This is a genomic window from Pedobacter psychrophilus (assembly GCF_001652725.1).
Lineage (GTDB): Bacteria > Bacteroidota > Bacteroidia > Sphingobacteriales > Sphingobacteriaceae > Pseudopedobacter > Pseudopedobacter psychrophilus.
In genome coordinates, this window is sequence record NZ_LWHJ01000029.1 from 254,201 (window position 1) to 279,658 (window position 25,458).

Annotated in this window: 17 protein-coding genes; 6 read left to right on the forward strand and 11 right to left on the reverse strand. The window is 32.7% G+C overall.

The window, feature by feature from the left end; all coding sequences use genetic code 11:
* The first annotated feature begins 78 nt into the window (after nucleotides 1-78).
* The 4 genes from A5893_RS13365 (at nucleotide 79) to A5893_RS13380 (ending at nucleotide 4,137) form a co-directional block, all read left to right on the forward strand.
* The gene (locus A5893_RS13365; RefSeq protein WP_068823079.1) at nucleotides 79-1,875 is read left to right on the forward strand and encodes a hypothetical protein; all 1,797 of its coding nucleotides are present in this window, start codon (nucleotides 79-81) and stop codon (nucleotides 1,873-1,875) included.
* Entirely contained in the window at nucleotides 1,876-3,177 is a 1,302-nt protein-coding gene (locus tag A5893_RS13370) for a serine hydrolase domain-containing protein (protein ID WP_068823080.1), read from the forward strand. It begins immediately after the preceding gene.
* A 67-nt stretch (nucleotides 3,178-3,244) separates the two neighbouring features.
* The gene (locus A5893_RS13375) at nucleotides 3,245-3,463 is read left to right on the forward strand and encodes a DUF2442 domain-containing protein (RefSeq protein ID WP_068823081.1); all 219 of its coding nucleotides are present in this window, start codon (nucleotides 3,245-3,247) and stop codon (nucleotides 3,461-3,463) included.
* 29 nt (nucleotides 3,464-3,492) lie between these two features.
* Nucleotides 3,493-4,137 carry a hypothetical protein gene (locus tag A5893_RS13380; RefSeq protein WP_068823082.1) on the forward strand — a complete coding sequence of 215 codons (645 nt, stop codon included), beginning with the start codon at nucleotides 3,493-3,495 and terminating at the stop codon, nucleotides 4,135-4,137.
* Between the two features lie 1,409 nt (nucleotides 4,138-5,546).
* On the opposite strand, the gene A5893_RS18205 is transcribed toward A5893_RS13380, so the two are convergent.
* The 11 genes from A5893_RS18205 to A5893_RS13435 all read right to left on the reverse strand — a co-directional run bounded on the left by A5893_RS18205 (nucleotide 5,547) and on the right by A5893_RS13435 (nucleotide 23,185).
* Nucleotides 5,547-5,681 (reverse strand): hypothetical protein, encoded by a 135-nt coding sequence (locus A5893_RS18205; RefSeq protein WP_262497037.1) that lies wholly within the window; start codon nucleotides 5,679-5,681, stop codon nucleotides 5,547-5,549.
* A 1,125-nt stretch (nucleotides 5,682-6,806) separates the two neighbouring features.
* A complete protein-coding gene (locus tag A5893_RS13390; RefSeq protein ID WP_068823084.1) occupies nucleotides 6,807-7,808 on the reverse strand; it encodes a GRP family sugar transporter in 1,002 nt (333 codons plus the stop codon).
* 3 nt (nucleotides 7,809-7,811) lie between these two features.
* Entirely contained in the window at nucleotides 7,812-8,735 is a 924-nt protein-coding gene (gene rbsK / locus A5893_RS13395) for a ribokinase (protein ID WP_068823085.1), read from the reverse strand.
* A gap of 370 nt (nucleotides 8,736-9,105) precedes the next feature.
* Nucleotides 9,106-9,705: a YdeI/OmpD-associated family protein gene (locus A5893_RS13400; protein ID WP_068823086.1), complete on the reverse strand. Its 600-nt coding sequence runs from the start codon at nucleotides 9,703-9,705 to the stop codon at nucleotides 9,106-9,108.
* A 320-nt stretch (nucleotides 9,706-10,025) separates the two neighbouring features.
* Entirely contained in the window at nucleotides 10,026-12,224 is a 2,199-nt protein-coding gene (locus A5893_RS13405) for a beta-glucosidase (protein WP_068823087.1), read from the reverse strand.
* 56 nt (nucleotides 12,225-12,280) lie between these two features.
* Entirely contained in the window at nucleotides 12,281-14,089 is a 1,809-nt protein-coding gene (locus A5893_RS13410; protein WP_068823088.1) for a hypothetical protein, read from the reverse strand.
* A 305-nt stretch (nucleotides 14,090-14,394) separates the two neighbouring features.
* Nucleotides 14,395-16,998 (reverse strand): heparinase II/III family protein, encoded by a 2,604-nt coding sequence (locus tag A5893_RS13415; RefSeq protein ID WP_068823089.1) that lies wholly within the window; start codon nucleotides 16,996-16,998, stop codon nucleotides 14,395-14,397.
* A gap of 30 nt (nucleotides 16,999-17,028) precedes the next feature.
* Nucleotides 17,029-18,021 carry a hypothetical protein gene (locus A5893_RS13420; protein WP_068823090.1) on the reverse strand — a complete coding sequence of 331 codons (993 nt, stop codon included), beginning with the start codon at nucleotides 18,019-18,021 and terminating at the stop codon, nucleotides 17,029-17,031.
* A 65-nt stretch (nucleotides 18,022-18,086) separates the two neighbouring features.
* A complete protein-coding gene (locus A5893_RS13425) occupies nucleotides 18,087-19,526 on the reverse strand; it encodes a right-handed parallel beta-helix repeat-containing protein (RefSeq protein WP_068823091.1) in 1,440 nt (479 codons plus the stop codon).
* A 242-nt stretch (nucleotides 19,527-19,768) separates the two neighbouring features.
* Nucleotides 19,769-21,538, reverse strand: coding sequence for a glycosyl hydrolase family 28 protein (locus A5893_RS13430; protein WP_068823092.1), 1,770 nt, complete (start codon nucleotides 21,536-21,538; stop codon nucleotides 19,769-19,771).
* A gap of 90 nt (nucleotides 21,539-21,628) precedes the next feature.
* Complete coding sequence (locus A5893_RS13435) at nucleotides 21,629-23,185, reverse strand: DUF1961 family protein (protein WP_068823093.1); 1,557 nt, start codon at nucleotides 23,183-23,185, stop codon at nucleotides 21,629-21,631.
* A gap of 398 nt (nucleotides 23,186-23,583) precedes the next feature.
* Between A5893_RS13435 and A5893_RS13440 the strand changes: the two genes are divergently transcribed.
* Together A5893_RS13440 and A5893_RS13445 are read left to right on the forward strand one after the other, a co-directional pair.
* Entirely contained in the window at nucleotides 23,584-24,684 is a 1,101-nt protein-coding gene (locus A5893_RS13440) for a hypothetical protein (RefSeq protein ID WP_068823094.1), read from the forward strand.
* A gap of 204 nt (nucleotides 24,685-24,888) precedes the next feature.
* Entirely contained in the window at nucleotides 24,889-25,362 is a 474-nt protein-coding gene (locus A5893_RS13445; protein WP_068823095.1) for a YdeI/OmpD-associated family protein, read from the forward strand.
* The last annotated feature ends 96 nt before the right edge of the window (nucleotides 25,363-25,458 follow it).

Consider the following 25,458-nt stretch of genomic DNA (forward strand, 5'->3'; position numbering starts at 1 on the left):
AAATCATCTTAAACAAACCGATTTTTCTTAGACAATTTTGGCTACATAATTGCCTATCTAAATGATTATCTTTAAAATATGGAAGAAAACAAACCTAGAAAGAAACATACTCTTCTTAAATGGATCGCAGGAATTTTTATAGTAATTCTTATTATTGCCGCAGCTGCAGCCTGGTATATTAATAATCAGTGGAAACCACTACTCACCAATGTAATTAAAAACACTTTTACAGATACTACAGATAGCTTATATCGCATAGATTTTTCTGATATCAGCGTCAACATCCTCAGCGGAAGCGTAACCGTAGATAGTGTTTCTATAAAACCCGATTTAGATGTTTATCAGAAAATGATTAAACAAGGCATAGCTCCGGAAAACTTAATTTCATTAAAAATTTACAAGCTATCTATTAAAAACGCAAACCCAATAAAAGTTTATCGTCAGAAAAAACTAGATATTAAAAACATTACTATTCAAAACCCAGAGTTAGCAGTTTTTTATACCAAATTAAAAAATCAGAAGAAGAAAAAAGAAGACAACAGAACGGCTTATGAGCGTTTAAAAAGCACATTAAATTCTTTAAAAATTGGAAGTATCTTTTTAAATAACGTGAAGTTTAAATATATAGACCAAAACTATGAGGAACCAAAAATCACATTTTTGGATAAAATGAATATCCGAATAAATGATCTTTTAATTGATTCTACCTCACGTTTTGATAGCACAAGATTATTCGGAACTAAAGATGTTATTGCAGAAATTAGTGATTATTCTTTTGCTACCTCAGATTCTATGTATCACATGAAACTTAAACATGCATTGGTATCCACACAAAATAAAAAATTGACTTTAACTGGAGTTGGTTTAATTCCCCGCTATCCAAATAGAACATTTACTGCTAAATATAAAACCCAACAAGAACGTTATCAACTAACTTTTGACTCTGTTTTAATTAATGATTTAGATTTTGACCAATTACTAGACGAACGGACAATTAAGAGTAGTAATTTAACTTTAACTAACGGAGATTTAAATGTTTTTATGGACAGAGGCAAACCAGCTAAAACTATTGATAAAGGCAAAAATTTTCCTCATTTGGCTTTAAGCCGAATTGCCTGGAATATTATTGTTGATACGGTAATCATTAAAAACACAAATGTTGCCTATACCGAGTACAATCCGAAAAGCAAAGCAAATGGGACTGTCTTTTTCTCAAACATGAGGGGGCGAATTTTTAATGTCACTAATGATTCAGCCTCATTAAGTAAACAAAATACAGCAAATGCTTACATACAAACAAATTTAATGGGCAAAGGCAATATGAATGTTCATATTGGGTTTAATTTAACCGATCCTAATGGAGCCTTTAACTATGATGGTAGCATGGGTGCGATGGAGATGTCGGCATTAAACGATTTGTTTAAAAACATGGCATTAGTATCTACAAGTTCGGGACAGATACAAAGTTTTGTTTTTAACATGAAAGGAAACAAAGCAGGTGCTGGAGGAACAATGACGCTTAAATACCAAGATTTAAAAATTTCGTTAATGAAAAAAGACGATGAAGAAAAGTTTAAAAAATTAGGATTAATTTCGTTTTTCGCCAATGCTTTGCTAGTTAATAATGGAAATCCCAATGGGAAAGATCCTTTGATAGTTGCAAACAGTTATTATAAACGTCCAAATGAAAGCTCGTTTTTTAATTTGATGTGGAAGTCTATTTTTGAAGGAATTAAGCAAAGCGTAGGAATTACCAAAGAAAAAGAAGATAGTTTAAAAGCTAAAGCAGATAATTTTAAAAACGCTAAAGTTGATAGGGAAAAGCGTAAGGAAGAAAGAATTAAACGAAGAGAAGAAAGAAAAAAGGATAAATAAATGAAAGTACAAAATAAGTTAAATCAGGTTTTAACACTTGTATTATTAAGTGTCATTACACTTTCTGCTTGTTCAGAAAAAACAAATAATGGATTAGTTGCTGCTCCAAATTTAAAAAAACTAAGCATAGAAGAAAAAAACCTTGATCGGATTGATAGTTTATTAGCGTCTGGTTTGGTAAATAATTGGATGGCAGGCGCAACAGCTTTAGTTGCCGTTAACGGTAAAGTAATTTACGATAAAGGTTTTGGCTTTAGGGATAGAGAATCAAAAGCTTTGATGCGCCCAATAGAAGAGTTTAGGATAGCATCCATGACAAAACCTATAGTTACTGCAGCCGCAATGAAATTGGTTGAAGAAGGGAAGCTTAAATTAAGTGATCCTGTTTCTAAGTACATCCCAGAGTTTGCGAATATGAAAGTGTTGGCTTCTTTTAACGCTAAAGACACAACTTACACTACTGTAGATGCAAATTCACCAATCACCATAAAAAATTTAATGACGCATACTTCGGGCATTGGTTATAGTTTTATTGATCCTCGTTTAGGATTAATTTATAAGCAAAAAGGTATTCCAGATTTAGCTGTAGCCGATAATATCACCATTAAAGATAAAATGCCAAAACTAGGTACTTCACCTCTGGGAGTGCAGCCAAACTCGATGTTTTATTATGGATTAAGTATTGATGTATTAGGACAGGTAATCCAAACAATATCTGGTAAAAATTTAGATGAATATGTAAATGAAACCATTTTGAAACCTTTAGGAATGACAGATACTTATTTCTTTATTCCCGCAGAAAAAGCAAACAGACTTTCTGTTTTATATAGCGAAGAAAAAAACGGAAGGTTAGAAAGGTTACCAAATATTAGCAATGGCTACAATGTTAATTATCCTATAACTGGTGCGAGAACTTATTTTTCTGGAGGTTCCGGATTAAGTTCTACTGTAGAAGATTATGCTAAATTTTTGCAGATGATTTTAAATGGCGGTTCTTTTGGAGGAAAACAAATTTTATCTGCAGAAATGGTTAAAGAAATGACGACCAATCAAATTGGAAATTTAAATGTTAATGGTAAAAATAAATTTGGGCTAGGATTTGAAATTGCAACAGAAGCCGGACTTAAAAATGGAGCTAAAGTTGGGAAGTTGAGTTGGGGAGGCATTTTTAACACTACATTTTGGATAGATCCACAAAGAAAATCAATCGCTATTTTAATGACACAAGTTTATCCTTCTATACATCAAAAACAACTGTATTCTCAGTTTGAACAATTAGTTAATGATTCTTTAGATAGATAGAAGCTGAAAGCAGAATGTCAAATGCTACTGATAAACATATAATTGCGGAATTTTTTTAAATAATTAAATGGGTATAGTTAGTAATAGAAGAAAAGATCAAGAGTTAAAGGTTGTTTTTAATGATGATAGTTTAATTTTAGAATTAGATGGAAAGGAAACCGCTATCCCATTATTGTGGTATCAATCTTTATTACAGGCATCTGCAGAAGAAAAAGCAAATTGGATTTTGAGTGATGATGGCAATAAACTAATTTGGAAAAATTTGAATATCGAAATTTTGATTTGAAAAAATATCAAAATTAAAGCTCAGCATAAATGACTTTCCAAGAATTTTTCCTTAAAAAAAAGATAGATTTAGAAGCTTTACAAACTGATAAACCGGATTTGTTTTTGGAGTTTCAAGAGCATTATTCTTTAATGGGAAACAAAAGTTTTGACCACACCAAAAAATATTGGTTTAATAATCTTCGTCGAGATTTTCCTTTATCAGAAGAAAAAGAAAATAATTTAAAAGAAGCTTTTAAGCCGAAGGAAATACTGCAAGAAACACCAATTAAATCTGAAGAAATACTAAATGAAACAAAGCCAGCTACTGGTTTCAAACCTCGTTTTAAAGCTTCTGTGGTTATAAAGTCTGAAGAAAAGAAAGAGGAAGCATTTCCTACAGAAACCCCATCACCAACGTTTTTAAAACCGCCGCCATTTAAACCCAGATTTAAAGCTGGTGCGACAAAATCTGTTGAGAATTCTGAAATTATTATAGAAAAAGAAACTCTACCTGTAGAAATAGCTCAAGAAAACTTAACAAAACCAGTTGGTTTTAAACCAAGGTTTAAGGCTGGTACTACAAATTCTACAAAAACTGATGAAAGTGTTGATGATAAAAATATTGTATCATCATTAGACATGGAAAGTATTACTCCTAAACCTTTAGGGTTTAAACCTAGATTTAAGAAGTGATGCTTATTTAAGCAAAAAAGCATTAATCTTTATCAGATTGATGCTTTTTAAGTTTTTGTAGCCCGTAGGGGAATATATATCTAGACACAATCCACAATGTATCAATAATTTACAAGTTGACAGTTTTGCTGCACACCGAATTTCGCACCGCTTGTATTCAACTATTTTTACTATTTGCAAATACTTCACTAAAAATACTAAATCTAGTTGTTTTATAAAAGTAATTTTAATTTTTCTGTTCATTTTTTTTATTAAAAAGACAAAGAGAGACTAACATACAATCATATCCGATTAGGCAATAAATGAAAAAGAGTTTTACCTGTATGCTAAAGATCGTAACAATGCCAAATGAAATCAACTATAGTTTGTTATTCTTAGCTAAAACATAATTTACTTGACCTTTTGGAAACCTCATTCTAAATCGTACAATTATTAAAAATAATGGAAAGGTAGATTCAAGTTGATAAACAATAAAGTAATCGCAATAAAGCTGCTCGTGTCTGCTATTTTACTTAAAGCCTGTTCGTTTTCTCCTATTTGCTTAGTGGTATGTTTTTATTTTATAGATGTGTATTGTAGTTCTTTATTCTCTTCTTTTTTCGTGTTTTCTTGAGCTGGAAAGGTAACTGCTCATAAGAATTTTCTGCTTGAAGCAGTACCGGTAAAAAAATATTTTTGAAATTATTTGATGGTTGAGAATTATTGGTGTTTGAGTTTTCATTTCTTTGTGACGAGTCGTAATTAGTTTTCTTAACGCTTTGCTCTGTGTCTATTTGAAACCCTTCTTGTATGGCTTTTGCGCTATAAATTTTTCCTAGTTTGATACCGTTAAACAGGCATTTATTTTCATGATCTATGTAGGTTAAACCATAAATTATATCTTCAAGATTTGTTCGGCATATCAGCTGAACTTGCTGTTTTTCGAGTTTTTATTTAACTCATTTATTGATTTTATGTCGGTATTTAGAACTTGGTCAAGCTTATTTTTTAGTAAGTTTTTATATGGTTTTTTTTATTCTTCAATCTCTAAAAAGCGTTTTTCTAAGAATTTTAACCCCTGGTTTGGATAAAATAAAGTGGCTTTGATTGGCGCTGCTATCTTATTTCCATCGGTATCTAACAAACGATAATAGAGTTCATGTTTCTAATAAATTCTTGAGCTTTTCTTTCCTCTTTCAGTAGCGAAATTATAGTTTTTCAGCACTCCGTTTCACTCTGTAATTATCTCATTCATCAACTCGTCCATATAAGCATTCCGATAAGTTACAATCATAGGTTTTCCTAATAAAATCTTTTTAGCGTAATCACTAATTTTTCTCTGTGTGGTTTTTAGATATGCTTTATGGATTTGTATTTTCTCACGCTCAGAAAGCCTTAAATGCTACCATTGGTTTCTGATTTCTTTTTTCTCATTTTCCATCTTCTTCCTTTCTTATTTTTTTATCGCTTCCAGCGCCCACGACTTCGGAGTTAGGGCGCTTTAAAAAATCGGTTGTGATACAAACGTACATCTTGCCGTTTGTAGGAACGGGGCAAACACCCATGATTTCGAAATTCTGTTATAATTTGATTTTGGTGTTCAAATTCCTCGAAGCTTTGGTTAACATCAGCCATTCGTTTAGGTCTTTTTATGGTTCAAAAAGATTGCTTTTATCTTCGTATTTATTGGAAAGTTTCAAAGCATGGGCTATTAGTTTTCTACCTGTTTGGTCACTGTATTAGAAAAGATTTATTTTACTGTGTGTTTATAGAATACTCTTGCGCTTTGAAATAAACTTGCACTATTGAGAACAAGAAAATTGGTTTTTCATTTTTTGGTTTAGGAAAACTAAAGTAACTAAGGTAGTCCATAAAGCCCTCAAAAACTTCAATGTAATTATAACCATTATGAAAAGTGCTGACAGCTTTTGGAGCACTACTGTATTTATAGAATGAACCAGGTACATTTGAGCGCTTTCATCACAAAAAATTGCAAGTAGAAAAGCAGATAATAAAAAGCTTGTTAAAACTCCCAAAATATTTTTAGGAGATAATATATTAAAGTCCAAATCGGTGAATTAAAACAGCTAATTTTCTTTCCCAATATTTAATTAATAATATTTCCACATAAATAGCCAATTGAGTTTTGTTCCAAACCTCAATATTTTTTATTAAAGATGTTAGTTACATTGATACTAATATTTTAAAATCTTAAAATTTAATAGCCTCTAATAATGTTTATCATTTTCTTTGGAGTATTAATCACATTTTGCTTATATGTATAGTTAGGCAAATAAATGCAATACTAATTAAATGTGCCTAGAGACGCTTTTTTGGGTTATGGAAATGCAGGTTTTTACTCTATAGAAATTTAAATGGATGACTTACCGTTTAATAATCGAGCATCATTTGATACTCTAGCTATAAATCTAATATGATTTACAGATAAACTAATCTTATTAGTGTTATTTGTTTTATTTTACTCTACAACACCTTTAAATTTAATCTATTTTATTTGCCTTTGTATGGAATAGTTTCACACTTAACTTATCTTAAACTTAAGGTTCTTAATCGGTAAAAGAACATTTCCAATCTCCACTTATTGGTAAGTGACTATAGGTAAAGAAATAAGAATATACAAAAATTAGTATAATTCTTATTTTGAGTATCAAGCGTTCAGTTTCAAAATATCACACTCCTGAATAAATCAAGAAAGCTAAGCCTACAATAAAAAATAAAAACATGGCAATGATTAGATTATTAACGCTTTTAGAAGAATTTTTAAACTCTTTCCAAACAAAAACTCCCCATAAAGCAGCAATCAGCGTTGCTCCTTGGCCTAAACCATAAGAAATAGCTGGGCCGGCTTTTCCAGCAGCAATTAGATTTAGTGAGTTGCCTAATCCCCAAATTAATCCGCCTAAAACACCTGTTAAATGTGTGCTGAAACTTCCGTTAAAATATGCCTTGTAACTGGTAGGTGTTCCTTCAAACGGCTTCCTTATCAAAATGGTATTAAAAATAAAATTGCTTAAAAATATCCCTACTGAAAAAATAAAAACGGCGGTGTAAGGTGTCATTTTACCTGCTGCCGGAGAAACAAAATTATCTAAATCCATAGATGCAGCGATAAATCGATAGAAAAAAGACATCAATACCCCAGCAACCAAGGATAATAAAATTCCTTTTGCCGATACCTTTTTCTCTGCTATGTTTTTATTTTTATAGGCTATGGCATTAAAAATTATGGCAACGGCCACAAAGGCTACTCCTAAAAAGAGCAAAACCGGGTCGCCTTTTGCAGCAGCAGAATAATTTACGATAACGCCTAAAACCAGTGCTAAACCTATTGCCACCGGAAAAGCTACCGACATACCAGCGATGGCAATAGCTGCAGAAAACAAAATATTTGCTGCATTAAATATTACGCCACCCAATAAAGCACTTCCAATATTTGACGAATCTGCTTGCTTTAAATCAGCTATAAAACTTCTTCCCTCTGTACCAAAACTCCCTAAAGTAAGAGCAGAAATGATTGAAAAAAGTAAAATACCAATCACATAATCCCAGTAAAATAACTCGAAACGCCATGTTTTACTGGCTAGCTTTTGTGTATTTGCCCATGAACCCCAGCAAAGCATGGTAATGACACAAAATAAAATGGCTGTGGAATAAGATTGTATGATAAACATGGATTATGAGTTTACAGTTTGATTTAAACTTAATTCGTTTCTATAAGGTATGGAAGATTGTGCTCCTAATTTAGTTACTGCAATTGCTGCTGCTTTGCATGCAAATTCTGTGGAGGCAATTAAATCTTTCCCTTCTGCTAGTGCAACACACAAAGCCCCATTAAATACATCGCCTGCTGCGGTAGTATCTATTGCTTTCACTTTTATTGCTGGTATGTGATGAAATTCTCCGGTTGTAAAAACTAAAGCGCCATCTTGCCCTAAGGTGATAATTACATTTTCGACCCCTTTTTTATGGATGATATTTGCGGCTATTTTGGCACTATCTAAATCTTTAACTTTTGTCCCACTAAGCATTTCTGCTTCTGTTTGATTAGGTGTGATTAGATATAATTTCTCAAATAAATTAATTGGTAATGCACATGCTGGAGCAGGATTAAGAATAACTTTAGCACCTAATTCTGTTGCCCTTTCTGATACGTAAACTACCGTTTCTAAGGGTATTTCTAGTTGCATAATCACATACTCGGCTTTAGCAATTGCGCCGTCTGCCTTTTTTAAGTCATCAGGAGATAGTGTTGCATTAGCGCCAGAAGCTACAACTATACAGTTTTCTGCTTCACTATCTATGGTAATTAAAGCTACACCCGAAGGATGATTAGGATCAGAGAAAAGATAGGTTTCAATACCTTCGTCTTGAAATAGTTGCATGGATTGCTTTCCGAAAATATCATTTCCTGTTTTACAAATAAAAGAAACATTACCACCCAATCTTGCTATAGAAACTGCTTGGTTTGCCCCTTTTCCACCCGGATTCATAAAAAATTCTCCTCCTAAAATGGTTTCACCAGCGGTAGGTAAATGAGCTGCTTTAATTACCATATCGGTATTAGAACTCCCTACAACCAAAATATTAGATTGATTCATAAAATGATATTAAAAAGGTTTATTTGAGACTGAATGAGAAGATTTAGTTCAATTAGTCTATTTCATTTATAAACAATTAAACCTTAGTTGGAGAGTATGGGTATTTAAAATAAACCAAAAAGTTTAAGTAATTAAATTCAAATACATACTTAGATTCGTTTAATATAAATTAATCCCTAAAGAAAATTTTCTTAACTATTCCATAAGATTAGATTCGAATAATTGAGTTGGTTAACTAACCGTATATATTTCTATATAAAAAGCCATATTGATATATAGGATCAAATGATGTTGATGTAGTGACCAGTTGCTTTGGTTAATAATAAATATGTCTGAGGATGACTTAACAAAAAGTTTTACAAAACGGCTATTATATGCCGTTTTTCTGTCCACGGAATTGTTTTGGTTTTAAATTTTGGTCTGCAAGTTCTACAATTTCGGCAATTCTTTTTTGTCTAGTTTCTTGTCTTTTTGCAAGTGTAAGCCATTGTAAAATGTTTCTTTTGTCTGACCTGCTTAATCCTAAAAAAAAAGATTTTGCAATCGGTCGCTCTTCAAATTCTTCGTCTAAGTCCTTCGGGATAATTAAAGCTTCTGCATCGTCTAAAATTGTCCAAGAGCCGTTTTGTTTAGCAATTTCTATAATGTCAAAGCCCGCTTTTGTCATTAGTCCTTCATTTGTTAAACGCAAAATTTTTTCTTTGTTTACTTTTGACCAAACGCTATTTTTTTTTCGTTTGCTAAAAAACTGCATAAACCTCTCATCGTCTAACGGTTTCGATTTGCTATCAATCCAGCCAAAACAAAGTGCTTCGTCTACCGCTTCGCTATAAATTAATGTCGGAATGTTTGATTTCTTTTTGTAATAGATAAGCCAAACTGATTGTTTTTTAAGGTGATTGTCTTGTAGCCATTCTCTCCATTTTTGTCGGCTTTCAGGATAAAATATTTCTATTACATCTTTGTCCATAAAGTTAATCAACTATGTTTTTTTGTGCTATATTGAATTCCAAATGCTTAAAAAAGCACTTCTACCGCCCCCATTTTCACAAATCCGTGTGCAAGTATTGTAACCCACCGAATAACTGTACGGGTTCCTGCAAAAAGAGTATTCGGAAGAATACATTTATCTATACAAGGACAAACTTCACACTAAACAAAATAAAACTTTTTTCTAATTTAAAAAAATAAAAATGTAAGACTTTCTTGATGAATAATAGTGACACCTCATTAGCTGAACTTAAAAAAAATCAGCCCTCAATTCAATATTTATTTTTTTAGTTAAACGGATTAAATAATTATTGCCTCTTTCAAAAATATCTGTCTACTAGAACCCCCAATAAGAAGTTCATATTTGCCTTTTTCAGAATCCCAATTTTTGATACTTTCATTATAGTATCTAAATGCTTCAGCGTCAATATTAATGCTTACTATTTTTGATTCGCCAGGCTTTAAAAATATTTTATCAAAACCTTTCAATTCTTTTTCTGCTCGTACAATACTCGTCCCTACTTTTTTCACATACAATTGACTTACCTCTGCCCCATAAACTTTACCCGTATTGGTTACTGTAAAGGTTGCTGTAAAATTCTTTTCATCTGTTTTTGATACTTTTAAATCTTTATAAGAAAAAGTAGTGTAAGACAAACCATACCCAAATTCAAATTGTGGAGCAATCTTTTTAGTATCATGCCAGCGGTAACCTACCAAAATATCGTCTTTATAATATTGCTTTAAATTAACACCTGGGTAACTGATTTCGCCAAAGGAGTGAGCGCCGTTATCGCTTAATTGTTTAGGAAAGGTAAAAGGTAATTTACCTGACGGATTCACATCTCCAGATAAAATAGATGCAATTGCATTTCCGGATTCGCTACCTAAATACCAAGATTGTACAACCGCCGAAGCTTGATTTAACCAAGGCATAGTAATAGCGTTTCCGCTAATTAATACCACTACTACTTTTTTATTCACTTTTGCAATTTCTGCAACTAATAAGTTTTGATTATAAGGCAAATCCATTGTCTTTCTATCAGCATCTTCCGAATCTTGAAAACTGTTTTTGTTTAAACCTCCTACAAATATGACAAGGTCAGATTCGGCAGCTAGCTTGATAGCTTCTTTTCTTAAAGAATCAGCATTTAATTTAGAAGGAAATTCATCATTAACATGATAGGCCGTTTCACCAGCGGCATAACCCATTTGGTAATTGATTTGAGCCTGACTGCCAAATCTGTTTTGAATTCCCTTTAAAGGAGATATTTCATATTTAACTTTTAAGCCAGAGCTTCCTCCACCAATGGTTAAACTTCTGGTTGCATTTTCGCCAATAACTGCAATTTTCTTTATTCCATTTAAATTTAGAGGTAAAATACTGTTTTGATTTTTTAGCAATACTATACCCTCTTCTGCAATTTGCTTTGCTGCTTTTGAATGAGCTTCTGAGACAAAACTTCCATAAGGTTTATCGTTATTCATTGATGTTCTGTACATCAATCTTAAAATTCTCCTTACTTTATCATTTAATGTTGCTACAGATGCCTCTCCATTTGCTAGCATTTTTTTATACGGATTAGCCATGTAGTAGTAGTCATATACATTTTTAGCTCCAGATGATAAGCCATCGGTTCCTGTACCCATTTCTATATCCAAACCATGTTCTATGGCTTGCTTGCTACCATGTACTCCACCCCAATCAGATATTACTGCACCATCAAACTTCCATTCGGTTTTTAAAATTTTGTTCAACAGCAAATCGTTTTGGTTGCAATATTGCCCTCTAAACAAATTATAAGCACCCATCACCGACCATACTTTTGCTTTGGTTACTCCAGCATGAAAAGCAGGTAAATAAATTTCTCGCATCGCTCTATCGCTCATATCAACATCAACAAAAAATCTATTTTTTTCTTGATTATTGAAGGCGTAATGCTTTAAACAAGCAGCAACACCATTCTCTTGAACTCCGGTAATGTAAGGTACAACCATTATCGAAGCTAAAAACGGATCTTCACCCATGTATTCAAAATTTCGTCCGTTTAAGGGTGTTCTGTAAATGTTAACTCCTGGTCCTAAAAGCACATTTTTCTCTCTATACCTAGCTTCTTCACCTATAGATCTTCCGTATAGTAAAGACATTTGTGGATTAAATGTTGCCGCTAAACAAGTTAAAGCTGGAAAAGCCAAGCAAGAGTCTATTGTCCAATCCGCATTTTTCCATCCATCCCAATTCCCTTCTGCTCTTATCCCGTGTGGACCATCACTCATTTTAAGGTAAGGAATACCAAGACGAGGAACGCCCGCACTTGTAAAAGTTGATTGAGCGTGACATAAAGCTACTTTTTCATCTACGGTCATTAATGATAAAGCGTGTTCGATTCTTTTTTCTATTGGCTGATTTTCATCTAAATAAATTGCTTTTTGTGCATTTACTGATGTAAAACAGATTACTAAAGCAGGTAGAAGTAGAAATATTTTTAATTTTCGCATAAATTAAATTGGATTTTATGTATTGAAATTGAGTTTTAGTGCTGTTTATTAGGTAATTAATTATTCATGATTTCCCACTTACCGCTGTAATAAGCTTTATCTAGTTTATTCACCAGTTCTGTGTTATTTTTTTGAAGGTAATGCTGCCTTAAATCTTTATAAATGTAGAAGTTAAGCCAAAAGGCGTAATCGTATTTTTGATGAAGGCTCAATGGTGTTTTATAGAAGTTATACCAATGAGTGTTAACACCTGCCTTTTCTGCAATGGCGATAATTTCTTGCGCTCTCGACCAGTTTTTATCTGTTATAGTCTTAAAAATTTCTTTTCCATTTTGGTAAGTGAAGGACTCACTTTCTATAGTGGTTTGTTTATCATCTATTCCTATTTTGCTAAATGAAACACTATCTTCAAAAATTTTATCTCCATCCAAATCGTAAAGAATTTTATCAATAAAACCATTGTTGTCAGTGTCTTCATATTTAATTAGGGCAAATTTATCTGGCTGAATTTGCATTCTTCCTTTGCCTTTCCACCTATCGTACAAACCTCCATATCCCTGAAAAGAATTTGCAATTTGATCAACTCTCCAAGCACCCCATTCAGCACCATACAAATGGACCTTTCCATCAAAAGACCCAATATAAAGTTTACCTTTTCCAGAAAAGTCAGTATCAAATTCTCCTCTATCACCTATTACATCGGCTTGCGGATTGTTATCTAAACCGCCTTTGTTAGCACCCATTTTAAATAAATCTTTAGGCTCATAATACTCCACCCGCTCCCATCTGTTACAATCATCATCTTCATCAAAAACTAAACTGGCATAGTTCCAATCTCCTTTTTTAAAGGTTAAGTCCCAGGCATTATCTTTATTTGGAAAAATCAGCGTATCTAATTCTCTCCAGCGTTTATCGTAGAATAAAAAATCGGCTTGTTTGCCCAAACCTTTTAAACTTTTAAACTTGTTAACCTGTTTAGAATAATCAAAACCATTACCTTTTAAGAGCAAACTCATATCGAAATCGAACTCATTTGCTGGACTGTTATCGTTATCTAAATCCCATGTAATTCCTACATAATCCATCATCCCATTAAAATGAAGATCACGTTCTTTATCAATATTTTTAAAAATTGGATTTGAATTATCGGCAGGACGAAAAGTAGGCGTATTCACAAATCTTATAGCCATTTCCGATAAATTATCACCATCATAATCGTAAAAATGGAAAGGATTTTCCCATCCGTATTTTAGGTTATTAATTCTGAAACTAGAGGCATGGGTTTTTATGAAGGATGTATTACCATGATAGTCTTCAAAAAAGTTTGCATGCCCATTATGTTCCCAGGCAAGCATAGAAATGGTATTCCAATCAATATAATTCATGATTTGATCTTTATCTGTATCTAACACATACATAATTTCAGAATCAAAATCAAAAGCATTTCTTTTATCAATTGCTCCGTTATTTACAATAACCTGCAAATCTGCTTTGCCATCCCCATCCTCATCACACCAATCAATACTAAAATCTAAAGGGCCAGCAAATATTCCATCTTTGTTTCTGTCAATTAAAAGGCAATCACTATCTGCATCGCCTTCTAAATCTGTCCATTTCATATCATCATCATCATCAATCCAAACCACTGGCACATCATTACTAATGGTATAGTAAAGCAAGTCTGGGTCGCCGTCTTTATCTAAATCAACCATCTTAAAGTTTGATTTTTGAATGTTTAAAGGCATTCTCCAAGGAATTAACTGCGTTTTATTGTTCCAATAAGTTTGGTTTTGTGAATAGGCAGAAATTATACTAATTAAAATTAGTATGGCTACAACAAAAAGTTTTTTAAAAATTTGATTCATTAAAATATATTAAACGATTAGGTACTTACCGCTAAAAGTAGTTTTGTAAAACTGCCAAGCTATTTGATACTATAGTTTAATTAAAAACAATTGATAAGGTTAATGAGAGTAGATAATTGTGAAGAAATTATGACTTTTTTATTTGCGACTTTTAAGGATGCCAACCAAAATCAGCGGTAACTTATTGTAACCATCAAATAGTTTAAAATTAATTATTAGCTCAATTCAATTTAAGAGTTAAGATTAAGCTTAAAGACTGATTGATTATATCAAGTTTTTGATATGAAGAGTTGTAAGTAAAATTGCTAGGGTTTAAAATTAATTATGATCTCTTTACCATTTTCTATGATTAATGAATTGGCGTTGTACTTTTTATTTTGCCATGTTAAGGTTTTATTATCTAGCGCTAGCAAAAGAATTTTATCTGTATTATCAATACTTATTTTTAATCCATAGGTATCTGAACTTGTTTCAAGCACATTTAATTTTATAGCTTGTTTAAGTTGATTTGCTGGAGTAGCAGCGAGAACGTAAGCCATTTGTGTATTTCCACTCTTTTGAACATTATACCTTAGCATCGGAATTGCTTGTTTTTCCCAAGATGTACTTTTTTCAAATGCCCAGCCTGCAATAAATGGTTTTTCTTGCCCTTTAAATATTTGCATAGTTTGATTTGGAAGTAACAAAGGTGATATAGTTAAAGAAGGTTGTGAAATGGAAGATATCACTCTATTAAAAGGATCAAATTCGCCCTTTTTTATTTGTATGATAGCTTCTTTTAAATCAAAATTTACATCTAACGTATCATCGCTACATTGAAATATGGTGCTATATTGATGGCTTTGATTATCAAGTGGTGCAAAAGCATCTACCAAAATCCAAACATCGGGTTTTAGGTAAAGAATATGACGAGTAATTATTGAAGGTCGGATACGTTCTTTACCCATAGTTTCGGCAGAATCTGCTCCATAAACACCGGCAGTATAATCTAAAGTATTTGAAGTGTACCAAGCCATTTGCGTTTTTTTATCCATTAAAACTTTTTCGGCTCTTCTATGCTGATCCAAATTATCTACAATAGGGGCACTTTTAGACATTGTTGTGGTAGAAAATTCTCTGAAGGGATTTTGCTTTTCCCCATTTTCATAGCTATGTGGTCCACCATCAATAATATGCCTTACTCCGTAACCATCAACACTAATTGATAATTTATCTTCATGCCCATGAGAAGTACCAAAAGGACCAGCATCCATAAATAAATAATTATCATCTTTTGTCCATCCAGAACGCATAATTGCCTGCCCACCGTCGGGAAATATCCAAGAAGTAGCTTTTATTGGTGTGCCAGATTTTCCATGGGTAGCAAACCACTGATAATCTTTACGCTCAGGAAAAAGCGGAACTGCGGAAGCTAAACGTTTATCCATAAGTGTATACATTCTATGAGAATCATTTAAAAAAGGCATAAGTCCATTAGGTTCAGAAGTGTACATCATATAATCAAACATCTTTTGTACAGAATTGACAATAATTGGCGAAGTTTCCATATTATTTTTTTTAGCAATTTCATAAAAATGTTGAACTCCAGATAAAGTAAGATCATGGTAACCAGGTGATAGCTCTTTATAAGATCCATCGGGCAGTACATCATTTTTTAATACATTCTCTAATCGGGTTACACCCAATTTTCTCCACTCTATAGATTCTTTAAACTCTGGAAAAAAAACACTGCAGGCAAATAAACCTTCCGCTTGAGCGACTCCTCGGTTGGTAAATAATTCGGCACTTTCTTCTAAAAATCGCTGGTGCATATAAAATGCTTTTAACCAGTCAATCATAATATCATCGCTTAATTTTGGATAATCTTTAAGTGTATTAAATGCAATTAGCCAAGTACTGTTAACTCTAAAGCCCGTCTCTAAATTTCTCCATCTATTCCCAGCTTCTAATTGTTGTTTTGTAACATCTAAAGTACTACTTGAAAGCCAGTTTTCTAATTCATCAACTACTCTTTTTGCATATTTATCATTTGCTTTGGGATTGTTGATATAGCCTTGTATTAAATGAGGCCACCATTCAAAACGATTGAAGCCCCATGTCCAGTTAGAATTACCTGCAGCAGCAAAAGACCAATCTATAGCTTCTACAGTATTTGGCTCAAAAGTATGAGACACCCCAAAAACGGTATATTTATTATTGAAAACATCATCTATAGTTTTCTGATCTATGTAGTTATGAACTCTGCTAGGCATTGGCTTAGCAGGTCTTTGACGAAAATAAGTTGCTAATGCTTTACGAGCTTTTATATAATTCCCAGCAGAAACAGCAGACTTAACGGCCTCAAGTTTTGGTAAATTGAGATTTATTTTTGAGAAAAAAACCTGATCTGATGGTAAATTTTTAGGGCTTAAATCATTAACGATATTAACCGTTGTTGATGCAATATTATTGATAGCATAATTTGTGTTTTTTACTAAAGAAAGCTTTATTGTTCTGTCTTTACGCATTTTACGATAATCTTTAATGCGATAGTCGGTTAAGGGTTGTACAATAATACTAGCAGTAGTTTCTCCAGCTTTAAAAACCACCTTATTAGCTAAAGAAACATAATCTTTATCAGGAACTGCATCTCCATCTGAGACAACATAATTTACACTTAAACTGCCTAAACTGCTAGAGCGTTTAACATTTATTATAGCAGGAGTTAATGGGCCTTCGTAAGCATTGTAAGAATTTTGAACAAAAGTTACCGAGGTTTTAACCGATTGCTTTGCTTTGTTGGTTTGTGCAAAAGAGTAATTGACAAAAAGTAAAAGACATAAAAATAATTTAAATTTTAATCTTGCTTCTGATAAAATATTGTTTGCTATACACAAAGTAGTTGTGGTTTTCAATCTAAATTTGAACATAATTTATAATGTTATTTTTCCCTAAGCAAGTTACTTTCTCTCTGGCTGCCTATTAGTCCAAAGTTTAAAATCATCCCAATAGATTTGTAAGGTTTTATCTTTTGATTTCATATAAGCCACTAAATCTTTAGATGTATAAAGTTTCATTGGATTATAACCAGTAATACCGTTAGGGCTTGGATCTTTAGTATTATGAGTAAAGTTTTTTACATCGAAAATTTCTTGTCGTTTTTCACCATCTGGAATAACGGCTACATAAAAACGACCTGTTTTATCATTCCCTTCTTTAAAGTAATACTCTAATGTAAACCACTTACCTATAGGTACTTTAAATTCCTTATTTACTTCTTCCCATATCTCTTTTTGACCTGCATCTTCAGAATTTAGCCTAAAGTATAAATCGCTTTCTTCTTTTATAGGCTTAGTTATGGTTAATCCTATTCTAAAACCATACTTTTCTTTTGAATCCCACCATTCATTATTCCAAAATTCTGATAAAGTAAGCCAAGTAAACTTTTCTGGATAATTTCTTAAAACTCTAAAATCTTCTGTCAGATAAACCCTTACAGACTGATAAAACTCTTTTAAACCTGGGTTAATACCATAAAGATTAGTCTGTACCCTAGCTTTTTGCTGACCCAAATCTGCAGACCAAGAATCATTAAGCCAAAATTTTAAAACATGGTTATTAGTATTGCCAGGTTCTGAAACAACTTTAGCATATCTTTTAGTGGAATCGCCTCCTGTATATTGAACCTGTAGTATTCTGTTATTAAAAGCTTTTAAATTCTCTGTCCAATTGCTATTTTCCAAATTATTATCCTCACCAATAAGCATTTCTACTTTAGCTCCATAATCATTGGTTTCTGGGATAGAAACAACATTTGTTGATCCTTCAAAATTAGATTGAAAAATAGGTTGTTGTTCTGTTATTTGATTTTGTTTTAATAATAAGCATGAAGAATTTAAAAATAATATGAATGCGAAACAAAAGATTGATTTTGATAATTCTCTTCCATTCATAAATTATTCATTTTATAAAAAAAACCAAATAACATAACGATTAGAGAGAATATGGTTTTTAAAAATTAAAAACTCTCATAAGCGCCACAATCCGGTGCAGTTCCTCTGGTTACACCCAAAATATCTTTTATAGAAAACTGACCAGTAACATTAGTTCCAAAATTAGCGGCTGAGCTCATTGGTGTTTTGGCGGGGTCTAATCGAAGATCAATTGAGGTAAGATTGGTGTTTCTAAACTGCGGATTACCAGTTACAAAGTTAGTATTGGTAAAGCCTCCGTTAAGCGACGGTGTTGTTGATCCATTATGCATTACATTTTTGTTAAAAACCACATTTGAGTTTTGTAGGGCAGTATTACCATTATTCGTATAAGTGTTTTCAACGCATTTCCCTCCAGATTTTGCAAACATAATATTATTGTTAAATCTGATATTCTTACTGGCAAATGAAGCAGTCATTTCGGCATAATCTAGTTCCTGCCCATTGTTGTAAGATGTATTATTAAAAATATCGCAGTTTACTGCACCTACTAAATTTATTCCTCCACCTCCGTTATTGTAAACTACATTATTTTCTACCAGCGTTTTTCCATTATAATCAGCACTTACATCGCAAATAATTCCATTTCCATCTGTTAAAGCAGTACCAGTTTTGGTATAAGTTTTAGCTAATGATTTATTATTGTAGCTAATGTTTCTTCTAATAATGATTTTATAATCACTTGTATTTGTATCAAAATTATAGGGTCTTAAGTAGCTAATGCCGCTCATGCCATAAAGAGACAAGGAAGCAGTATTATAAACTTCATTATCCTCAATAGTTATATAATCAGTTTCGTTTGTACCAATTGCACCTCCTGGTAAATCATGTATTTTACAGTTTCTAATCTCTATGTGGTGGCTATTATTCTGAGTTAATATTCCCATGGTTTGATATGCTGTTTCAGCCTCTGTTAATGTGAAACTGTTGCTTGCAACCCACAAAGGACGTACTCTATCATACACAGCATTAGCACCAGACAAATTAAGTGCAGGTCCTCCAAATTGACCGTTTAAATCGCCTATAATTTCTAAGTTTTCGATTTTAATATAGCTTCTACCACTTAAGGAAACAGCCGCAAACATGCTATAACCACGAATAACTGGTTTTGTACCTCCTACTGGAAAACCCCTAAAAGTGATAAATTTACCAGCTTCGCCAGAAACCGTGGTAGAAATAATTGAACCAGAAGTTCCAATCCTTTTGAACTCGCCACCTGTAGACATGATATTTACAAAATCACCTGGTTTTGTTAAACCGGCTACTTCTCTAATATTTCCTTTTGGAGAATTTGGCGAAAGACCCGAGTTTGTACTTAAACCATTTGCTGCAACATACCATTGCGTACCTTCAGTTGTCGATGGAGGTGGATTAGTTTCAATTATTCCTACTTCTTTTTTCTTACATGCAGATATAAGGGTAAAAAGAACACAAGCGATTATTAAAAATGGTTTTGCAATTTTCATAATAAGTATAGTTTTAAATATCAATTAATGCGCAACTGATATTTAAATTATAAACAATTGACAGTTAATCTAAGAGTAGTAACATCGATAAAATAATTTCACTTAAGTTCAAAGTTAGGGTAAATAAAAGTTTAGATTTAAAATGAAATTCAATAAAAGGCATTGAAAATTAAATATGTGTTTGCATTTGAATTACAACTATTGCAATCTTTTATAATACAAACACATATTTATCTTATAAACTATTGCATTTGCAAACCATCTACAAAAGATTGTTTCATTGAGAATTTACTACAGTTTTTAAATAATACATTATGAATTTGATTTTCTTTTCTTCCCTCTAAAGACACATTTTTTAACCCTGATAAATTTTCAAAAGTAAAGCCCGAATAATAGGTAGGAAAGTAAAAACCACGGTAATTATAATTTACAAATGTTAAGGCGATACGATCTATTTTTGGGCAATTACGGACATATAAATCCTGTACATATCCGCCTCTATCGTAATTAGATTTAATCAGTAATCTACCCCCAGCTCCGTTATCGTCTACAAAAACATTTCGTACTCCCCCAGCCATTTCGCTACCAATTGCAAAATCTGCACAATCTGTTTTCATGGTATTATTACGTATCACAACATCCTGACAAGGACCTAAAACCTCTCTTCCATCACGGTCTCTACCTGCTTTTAATACAATACAATCATCCCAAGTATCAATCTTGCAATTTTGTATAAATACATCCTTACAACTTTGAATATCAATACCATCGTTATTTGGGCGGAAACCATAAATATCCAAACCATCAATAGTTACGTTATTACAATTTGTAATTAAATGACACCAGAAAGCATAGTTTTCTATTCTGTAATTGCTTAAAAGCACATTTTCACATTTAATTAAATCTATAGAATTTGGTCTTGCTTCGTTTAAAGGACGGTCTTCTGGAAATAGAGCAACATCGGCGTAAGCATGAATTTTTCCATCTTTCCACTGTAAAAGTTCTTGTCCAATGTCTAAAACACTTGTAGAACCTTCCCCGGTAATAGCTACATTTTTGAGTTTGTAACCGTAAATAATTCCGGCTTTATAGCAAATATTACCTTCGGTACTGGTGTAAACTTTGGTATAATCAGATTTTACTCCTCTAAAATTAAATCTTGCGCCTTCTGCTAAATGTAGATTAACATTGCTTTGAAGAAATATTGTTCCATGTATGCGATAGATTCCTTTTGGCACTAAAACTCTTCCTCCGCCGGCCATGCTACAGGCTTTTATAGCATCATTTATTGCTTGAACACAGTTTTTTACTGAATCGCCCACAGCACCAAAACTTGTGATATTGAAATCTTTTTTAGGAAATTGAGGTGCTTTTACACGACTTAGAATCTCGGGCATCCTATCCCATCCTTTTGCGCCATCTACGGGTGGTGCAGTTTGCTGTGGCCCATTTGGTCTGATGATGATTTGGTCTACGTTTGGTCCTCCGTTTTTATTTTCTACAACCATACGTAAAATATTTTTACCTTTTTTCATTTGCATACCTATGGTAAGGTCTCTCCAAATTACCCATCCGTTAGTTTTGGCAAAAGCATAAGTCTGTAAAAAAGGATATCCAGATGTTCCGTTTGGTTGAGGATTATCTGTTAACTGACTAGTTCCGTTTATAAATAATTTACAAGGATTTAGGCCTTGTCCGCCATTTGCATATCTAAACGTAACCTGATAAACACCATCAGCTGGTACTGTAATGTTATTCCATTCTAAATAATTTCCGTTCTCACCTAATTCTACATAACCTGTACCTAAATAATTGGAATAAGTTTTTGAAACTTTAGCTCCCGAAAATGATGTAGCCTGCTCTGCTTGGTAAGTTTTATTCCAGTTTAAATCTATATCTGTTGAAGAATTTTTATTGCTATTAGGAAATGAATCTTTGTTTAGACGCATTGCATTTGCGCTAAAATTTTGTAGTGAAATTGCTAAAACTGATAATAAAATGTATTTTTTCATTGATTGTAATTTTAAAATTTATTGATTGAAAGGTATTCTTTTAGCTATCTATTGATTGATTTGTAGCTTAAACAATGATTTTTAAAAAACTTATTTACCATAATTTTTAGGATATTTCCCGATGACATCCATCACCTCATAAGGAACATCCTTATTATAAACCTTTAAGTTTCTAAACAGGATTTTAGAATTTCGCATACAGCGTATTGCAATCCGGCCGTAATTTAAAACTGGCCCCATTCCCACAAAACTATCGTCTTCTCCTTCTATAATGATTTTGCCATCAATAGCTCCCACTAGTTTACCGCCAATTTGCCTAAATTGTAATTTATGCCATTTTTCTACTTCAAAATCTGGAGGGAATGTACCATAAGCTAAAGCTCGCCCGTATGGATTTTTAATTAAGCCTCCATTATAAATATCATTACGTATATCGTCAACTTCGCGGTAATATTCCCAATGGTAATTACGCACATCTTCGCCGTAAACCATAGACATTGTCCCTGTTGTGCGCCAAGGATATTCTCCCATAAAATCTTCTCTACTCATTCCCGATGATTGTAACATTAATAAACTAAGTCCACCACGTATCAATGGTTTAAATTCATACTCTACATAAAGCTCTCCTTCAAAAGGCTTCATAGACCAAAAATATACTTGATACTCGCTGTTTTTCCCAAAACCTGGCAGCTTAGGAGTTTCTATAATTAGGCCTTCGGGCGTAATACGAGACTCTTTACCGTAGCCTTGTACATAAAAACTATCAATATCTGTAGGATTTTTTAGACTTAAATCCATCTTTTTTGTCCAATCTTTTCCCGGAGCCCAGTTAAAATTTTTTACTTTTTCACCTGTATGTACATGGCGTAACTCCTCGTCTGTTTCTTTGTTAAATGCGGTTACTTCATTTTTGAATTTTTCTTTAACCTGCTCGGCAGTTAAAATTTCATCATAAAAATCAATGTTTGAAATACACATACGTGGGCTGCCTGCAAATAACTTTTCGGCAACTTTTTGCTTTTCATAAGGGGCTTTTTTGTATTGGTCTTCTCTACCCACCAAAATACCATTAGCATAAATATAATGACTTAAAGTTTTGTTATCCCAAGTGAGTACAAACTGATACCATTGGTTAGCTTTTATTGTAAATTCGTTAGTCCAAGCATAAAGTTTGATGGATGTAGAATCAGAATAGGCGCCTGGATTACTGTATTGAAAACCTTTAAAATATTTAGCTACAACGCCGCCATGCCAATGGTTATACCAGCCAAAAAAGAAAGTTGAGCCGTTGTAATTGTTTGGTGTAGAACTATCAGAAAAAAAAGGAGTTGAGCGATGATTTTTATCACTTTTATCCATACTTCCGTTAGAAATAGCAGGGAACAAATCTTCTAGAGAATATACCCAAACAGTTACAGAACCTTTTTCCGAATTTAGATTATGCATAGGGATTTCAATTGATGAGGTTACGCCGGTAGTTTGAATGCCCACTCTCCCATCTGCCTTTAAAACACGAGCATTTCCATTTACTTTTTCATCAGTTAAATTTGGTAGTTTATCTAAATAACTTTTAATTGGCTTTTGTGCCCAAGCGTTTAGACTAAGCGTAAGAAATATTAAAATAAATATTTTGGTGTATAATTTCATAATACGTGTTTGGTAATTATAAACTTTAGAGCGATTTATTTTTATTAGAAACCCACACTCTATTTATTGGTGTTTTTGGTTTTCCATATTCAAAATAGCACTGCCGATTATAAACAACTAATCAATAAACAATTCAAACACGCCTAAAGAGTATTATAATTTTTTAGGTATTGATATTTTTTTACTCTGTTAATATCCTTAATTATAAAATAAAACTATGAAACATCTATTTGAAATACAGTTTTTAAAAACTGAAATAAAATTTAAAAATTAACTACTCTCTTAATAATCTCAAATTGTTTATAATGTACTTAGGATAAGATTTTTAAAAGATTGCTTTTGATGAGTTTTACCTTAATAACCAAAAAACTAAGTACAAAACATTTAAATACAAGATTATGATTACTAAAAAACGATTGACGCCAATTTATGTATTCGGTTTATTGGCATTAACCTTATTTTCTCAATGTAAATCAAAGCCAGAGTTAGGTGATATTGTTTCGCCAGTTGTACCGGTTGTTCCAGTTCCTCCAATTGCTCCATCATCAGGTACACTTATGTTTAAAAATGGATTTGAAGGCACAACCAGGATTGAGGTAAGAACATCGCAACACGATAACATTAGAGGGAGTGATGGAGTAGCGCAAAGCGATTGGTTACTTGATCTAGAAAGAAATAAATTTTTTGGAACGGGTCAAATTGTATATGAACAAGGAGATTACTCTCAGCGAAGAGCCGAAGTTGTGGTAGATCCTGCAAATCCAAATAATAAAGTATTGCGTATGAGAATTCACGAAAAGCATATCACCTTGTTAAATCCAGATGGTTCTATAAAAGAGCAAAAGGCAAGGATCCAATATGATCTTCAAAACCAAAATGCACCACCATCAGAAGGATTTCTGAAAGAGTATTATCAAAAAGTACGTATCTATTTTTCTCCTAATTTTTCTGTTCTTAAACAAGCAGGAACTGATAATGTGGGTTGGATGATTATGCAAGAATTCTGGAACGATCCATCATTTACTTACACAGGGCAAGCAGCTCACAGGCCTGCCAGAACCGATGTAGGTTTGGCAGTAAAAAGTGGAAAGTTGCATTTTGCAGCAGGTGGCCGCGATCCAATTATGGAACTTCCTAAGCCAGGTAATAACAGTTGGCATGAAGTGGGCACTGCGCTTGATATCCCTTTGGGAAAATGGATGACCCAAGAAATTTATGTTAAAGAAGGTGGTTCTGCCGGCACAGCAAACCCTGGAAGGTTTTATTTAGCGATAACCCCTGATGGTGGCCAAAAAATTGTGTTAGTTGATAAAATTGGTATGACAGCAAGCGAGGAGCCAGGCGCTGTTCATGATGGTCAATCGGCTTGGAATCCAATTAAATTTTATTCGGAAGGGAGAGTATTAGACTGGTTTAAAAATGCGCCAGGTGGTGCAAAAACTATGGATATTTATTGGGATGATTTAGAAATTTGGAGAGATAGAAGACCTGAGAGATAATCTAGAAAAATTTTTTTGAGCGTTTTGAAAATGGGAGATGTGTTTGATAAACACATCTCTTTTTTTGTTTATTGGTATCAAGAGACTATCTTAAAATCTCATTTAAGGCAATAATTTAACCTAATATTATTTTAAATATTTAGTTTTATAATTAGACGTTTGTATTTCATTCAAATTGCAATTGTTTATTATTAAAAAAATGGAATGATAGAACAAATACCCTTAGTTGAAAAAGAATACTTAATTGAGAAATTTCAAGGCAAAGGAGGCTGGACATTTGCCAGAATTCCTGAAATACCTCAAAGTAACAATACTCCTTTTGGATGGGTTAGAGTTAAAGGAACAATTGATGGATTTGAAATTAAAAACTACAATTTGCAACCAATGGGAAATGGCAGTCTTTTTTTACCGGTAAAAGCGGAAATTAGAAAGAAGATCAATAAAAAGGAAGGTGATTTAGTCCGTATAATTTTATTTGCCGATCATCTCCCTACAGAAATTCCCGAAGAACTAGCACTTTGTTTAAAAGTTGAACCTAATGTTTACGAAACATTTGTGAGCTATACAAACGGAGAACAAAAAACAATTATAGAATGGATTTATACTGCCAAAACAGATAAAACAAAAGTAGAGCGTATTGCTAAAATGATAGATAAAATAATTATGGGAAAAGACTGAAGGAAAATAATTTTATATGAGGATAATAATTTTTTTTTTGAAACCACTGTATTACCCACATAAAAAAAGCAACCAAATTTTAATCTGGTTGCTTTT

Excerpts from the sequence above, each read along its gene's own strand:
- A5893_RS13365 (WP_068823079.1), top strand. The coding sequence starts at position 79 with ATGGAAGAAAACAAACCTAGAAAGAAACATACTCTTCTTAAATGGATC.
- A5893_RS13370 (WP_068823080.1), top strand. The coding sequence starts at position 1,876 with ATGAAAGTACAAAATAAGTTAAATCAGGTTTTAACACTTGTATTATTA.
- A5893_RS13375 (WP_068823081.1), top strand. The coding sequence starts at position 3,245 with ATGGGTATAGTTAGTAATAGAAGAAAAGATCAAGAGTTAAAGGTTGTT.
- A5893_RS13380 (WP_068823082.1), top strand. The coding sequence starts at position 3,493 with ATGACTTTCCAAGAATTTTTCCTTAAAAAAAAGATAGATTTAGAAGCT.
- A5893_RS18205 (WP_262497037.1), bottom strand. The coding sequence starts at position 5,681 with ATGGGTGTTTGCCCCGTTCCTACAAACGGCAAGATGTACGTTTGTATC.
- A5893_RS13390 (WP_068823084.1), bottom strand. The coding sequence starts at position 7,808 with ATGTTTATCATACAATCTTATTCCACAGCCATTTTATTTTGTGTCATT.
- rbsK (WP_068823085.1), bottom strand. The coding sequence starts at position 8,735 with ATGAATCAATCTAATATTTTGGTTGTAGGGAGTTCTAATACCGATATG.
- A5893_RS13400 (WP_068823086.1), bottom strand. The coding sequence starts at position 9,705 with ATGGACAAAGATGTAATAGAAATATTTTATCCTGAAAGCCGACAAAAA.
- A5893_RS13405 (WP_068823087.1), bottom strand. The coding sequence starts at position 12,224 with ATGCGAAAATTAAAAATATTTCTACTTCTACCTGCTTTAGTAATCTGT.
- A5893_RS13410 (WP_068823088.1), bottom strand. The coding sequence starts at position 14,089 with ATGAATCAAATTTTTAAAAAACTTTTTGTTGTAGCCATACTAATTTTA.
- A5893_RS13415 (WP_068823089.1), bottom strand. The coding sequence starts at position 16,998 with ATGTTCAAATTTAGATTGAAAACCACAACTACTTTGTGTATAGCAAAC.
- A5893_RS13420 (WP_068823090.1), bottom strand. The coding sequence starts at position 18,021 with ATGAATGGAAGAGAATTATCAAAATCAATCTTTTGTTTCGCATTCATA.
- A5893_RS13425 (WP_068823091.1), bottom strand. The coding sequence starts at position 19,526 with ATGAAAATTGCAAAACCATTTTTAATAATCGCTTGTGTTCTTTTTACC.
- A5893_RS13430 (WP_068823092.1), bottom strand. The coding sequence starts at position 21,538 with ATGAAAAAATACATTTTATTATCAGTTTTAGCAATTTCACTACAAAAT.
- A5893_RS13435 (WP_068823093.1), bottom strand. The coding sequence starts at position 23,185 with ATGAAATTATACACCAAAATATTTATTTTAATATTTCTTACGCTTAGT.
- A5893_RS13440 (WP_068823094.1), top strand. The coding sequence starts at position 23,584 with ATGATTACTAAAAAACGATTGACGCCAATTTATGTATTCGGTTTATTG.
- A5893_RS13445 (WP_068823095.1), top strand. The coding sequence starts at position 24,889 with ATGATAGAACAAATACCCTTAGTTGAAAAAGAATACTTAATTGAGAAA.